Source organism: Yoonia sp. (genome assembly GCF_046498525.1).
Lineage (GTDB): Bacteria > Pseudomonadota > Alphaproteobacteria > Rhodobacterales > Rhodobacteraceae > Yoonia.
In genome coordinates this window covers 1-3,142 of sequence record NZ_JAWOAN010000191.1, presented here as the reverse complement: position 1 = coordinate 3,142, position 3,142 = coordinate 1, and the positions used below count along the sequence as shown (strand labels likewise).

Here is a 3,142-nt window from a genome sequence, read left to right as displayed (position 1 = left end):
AATTGTGTGATCGCGCCTTGCGCCTGTGCCAGCGCCTGATCTTGGGCTTCGCGTTCGGCGATCAGCGCCGCGATCCGGCCCGCTTGCCGCGTGGCTTCGGCGTTGGCAGCTTCCAGATCAGAGGTCAGACCCGCGTTGGTATCCCGTTCTAGCCCAAGTGTCGCCGTCAAGGCAGCCACTTCATTGCTGAGCGCGTCCAGTTCGGTCTCTTGTCCCGTGATCTGTTGACGCAGCACGAACTGGATAACCATGAAGATGGTCAGCACAAACATCAGGACCAGCAAAAGCCCGGTCATGGCGTCCACGAAACCCGGCCAGATCGCGTTTTGGAATCGGTTCGATGATCTGCGGCTTAGCGCCATTGATCAGCCTCTGCCTTTGATCGCATTTGTCAGGTTCGCGATTTCGCTGCGAAGGTCGCCGACACTTTCCTGACGTCCGGCGGACATTTCTTCGAGTATACGCAATAACTGCACGTCAATCGACCGCAAACGCATACGGCTTTCGGCATCAATGCCGTCCATACCGCTGTCATCCAGTTTTTGGATCAAGGCTTCCTGACCAAGTGCGACCCGCTGCAAAATTTCCGAATTGGCATTAGCCGTATTGGACTGCGCCATCTTTTCGATCGCGCTGACGAGGGCAGCAAACCGCCTGTCATTATCTTCACGATCCGCGTCTGTCTGCCCCATCATCATCTGGATGGTGTCCAACAACTCGCCCAGTTGCTCCACAAACGGGCCCATCGCGCTGAGGTCTTGCCCACTGCCAATACCTTCTTCGCCGTCAAAGCCGACGCGCGTGATCGTGGAAAGCCATTCTTCCAATTCACGATAAAACCGGTTCTGGCCATGTCCTGCAAAGAGTTCCAGCAGCCCGACGATCAGCGAACCTGCAAGGCCGAGCAGCGAACTTGAAAAGGCCGTTCCCATACCACCGAGCTGGGCTTCCAAGCCGGATTGCAGGCGTGCAAAGATGTCTGCGCCGCTTTCACCTTCACCGGGGTTGAGAGATCGGATCGTGTCGACCAATGCGGGAACGGTGGTTGCCAGACCATAGAAGGTGCCCAAAAGGCCAAGGAAAATCAGCACATTACCAATATATCGGGTAATCTCGCGGTCTTCGTCGATACGCTGTGCGACGGAATCGAGGATTGACCGGCCAGAGCTGGACGATACCTGCATACGTGCACCGCGTGACCGCAGCAATGTGGCAAGTGGCGCAAGCAGCGAAGGTGCCGCGCTATACGAATGCCCGCCCGCATCTTGCGCGAACCTTTCGATCCAGCGCACGGAATTCATCAGCAGGAAAACTTGATTGAAGCATGTCAGAACGCCCAGCACAAACACCCCGAGGATCACCCCGTTCAGATAGGGGTTTGACTGATAGATTGCAGTGATCTGTTCCAACCCAAGGTAGAAACCAGCGCCCACCAATCCCAGAACGGTCAGCATGAAAAGAAGCTGGCGAATCGGCTGTGAAAATTGGGGCTGTGTTTTGGGTTCCCGTTTATCCGGCAAGGGAGGGAGTCCTCATATTGTGTGACTGCTTTGCTCGCTTAACACCATATGGGCGAACTTGCGCAAACCCAAACAAAATCGGGTGTGGCTTATGTTGCTGTCAAAGCACGCACACGGGTGACCAACCACTCCATGTCTGCATCTTTGATTCCAAGTTCGGTCAAATGGGCCGCAGTGTTGAACAGGTATTCGGTATTGGGTCCACGCCCGCCCACCGCTTGTGCGATGATATGGGCCTGCTTTTCAAGGTCGAATTGGCAATACTGCACGTGATCCGGGTTGATGATGTAAGCGAGTGCTGGAATTGTTTCGCCCTCATCGCTGAGCAGTTCCACCGTGTCCTCATAATAGGCCGAGGAAATCAACTCGCGTTCGCGCAGTTGTGCATGGACCAAATCGGCCTGTTCATCGGCGACCTGAAAGGCAACACCTGTGCATTGCCCGCCCGCTTGCGCATCAAGAGCAAGGACGAGGCCGGGGTCTTCCTCCGATCCGCGGTGATGGACCGACAGCATGCAAAAGCTGCGGTGATAATCGTGTAGGCGCGCTTTTACCTGCCGCACCGGAGTGAACCCCGGGTTCCACAAGAGCGAACCGTATCCAAAGACCCAAAATGCCATGCCGCTGCCCCTTTTTACGTGGACCACGTAAACACCGGATTCGCCGGAACGAAAAGGGGGTCAGCCTGCGCGCAACAAGTCGCCAAAGATTGCGGTACTGTGGTCTTCCAGGTAAATCCGCAGCCAGGGCGTGTATTGCTTGGGGTGCCGTGCGACATCTGCCGACAGATCGTAGAAGTCGACCCAGCGGGTTTCCATTACTTCATCGGGATTGGGTTTGATTGTCAGATCGTTGGGCGCATCAGCCACATAGACCTGCACAACCTCATGTTCGATCAGCCCGCCGCCGACATCGGCGCGATACTCGATCTCGTCTCGGTGCGAGGGATAAAGGCCCTTGATCCCAAGCTCTTCGTCCAGCCTGCGCACGGCGCAATCGGTGGCATCTTCGTTCCATTCAGGATGTGTACAGCAGGTATTCGCCCAAAGGCCGGGAGTGTGATATTTGCCCATCGCCCGCCGCTGGATCAGCACACGCCCGCGGTTCATCACAAAGACGCTTACCGCCTTGTGCTTCAATCCACGCAAATGCGCATCCAGTTTCTCGACCGGTTTCAATGTGCCGTTTTCCCAGGCCGGGATCATGATCGTCATGTGCGCAACGGGGATACCAGCCGTGTGAGGTGTGCAAGGTTCTTGATACCGATTTTGAGGTGTGCCATGGGCCGCGCCTTTACAAGTTTCTTGTTCATCTTTTTCAAATGTGATTGTTTTATTTGCGCACTACGAAGAATACACCGAGGTAATGCACGATATTTTCATTTGGGACAACCAGGCTGGGCAGCGTGCGATCATCTTCAGAGATGGGCAGGCTTATGATGCAACCTGGGTAACCCCTACACGAGATCATCCCATCCAGTTTTTCGACCAGGATGGCGAAATCTTCCCATTAAAACCGGGCAATACATGGATCTCCATTTTTGGATTGTCTTCTGACGTGGAAGAAGATGATGGTGCATGGATCTTCAGGTTTGATCTTCCCTGAATAATGCGAACCCTTAT

Annotated in this window: 4 protein-coding genes and 1 pseudogene; 1 reads left to right on the top strand and 4 read right to left on the bottom strand. The window is 54.8% G+C overall.

The window, feature by feature from the left end; all coding sequences use genetic code 11:
- The 4 genes and pseudogenes from R6T97_RS11985 to idi form a co-directional block, all read right to left on the bottom strand.
- Positions 1 to 362, bottom strand: a pseudogene (locus R6T97_RS11985) (peptidoglycan-binding protein); the annotation flags it as partial.
- Positions 363 to 365: 3 nt separating this feature from the next.
- Complete coding sequence (locus tag R6T97_RS11980; protein ID WP_410349524.1) at positions 366 to 1,454, bottom strand: biopolymer transporter ExbB; 1,089 nt, start codon at positions 1,452 to 1,454, stop codon at positions 366 to 368.
- A 155-nt stretch (positions 1,455 to 1,609) separates the two neighbouring features.
- Entirely contained in the window at positions 1,610 to 2,140 is a 531-nt protein-coding gene (locus tag R6T97_RS11975; RefSeq protein ID WP_410349523.1) for a gamma-glutamylcyclotransferase, read from the bottom strand.
- 60 nt (positions 2,141 to 2,200) lie between these two features.
- Entirely contained in the window at positions 2,201 to 2,734 is a 534-nt protein-coding gene (idi, locus tag R6T97_RS11970; protein ID WP_410349522.1) for an isopentenyl-diphosphate Delta-isomerase, read from the bottom strand.
- A 151-nt stretch (positions 2,735 to 2,885) separates the two neighbouring features.
- On the opposite strand from idi, the gene R6T97_RS11965 reads away from it, so the two are divergent.
- A complete protein-coding gene (locus tag R6T97_RS11965; protein ID WP_410349521.1) occupies positions 2,886 to 3,125 on the top strand; it encodes a DUF3048 C-terminal domain-containing protein in 240 nt (79 codons plus the stop codon).
- The last annotated feature ends 17 nt before the right edge of the window (positions 3,126 to 3,142 follow it).

What these genes read in the sequence shown, in the direction of transcription:
- R6T97_RS11980 (WP_410349524.1), bottom strand. Translation starts at nt 1,454, where the DNA reads ATGCTGACCGTTCTGGGATTGGTGGGCGCTGGTTTCTACCTTGGGTTG.
- R6T97_RS11975 (WP_410349523.1), bottom strand. Translation starts at nt 2,140, where the DNA reads ATGGCATTTTGGGTCTTTGGATACGGTTCGCTCTTGTGGAACCCGGGG.
- idi (WP_410349522.1), bottom strand. Translation starts at nt 2,734, where the DNA reads ATGACGATCATGATCCCGGCCTGGGAAAACGGCACATTGAAACCGGTC.
- R6T97_RS11965 (WP_410349521.1), top strand. Translation starts at nt 2,886, where the DNA reads ATGCACGATATTTTCATTTGGGACAACCAGGCTGGGCAGCGTGCGATC.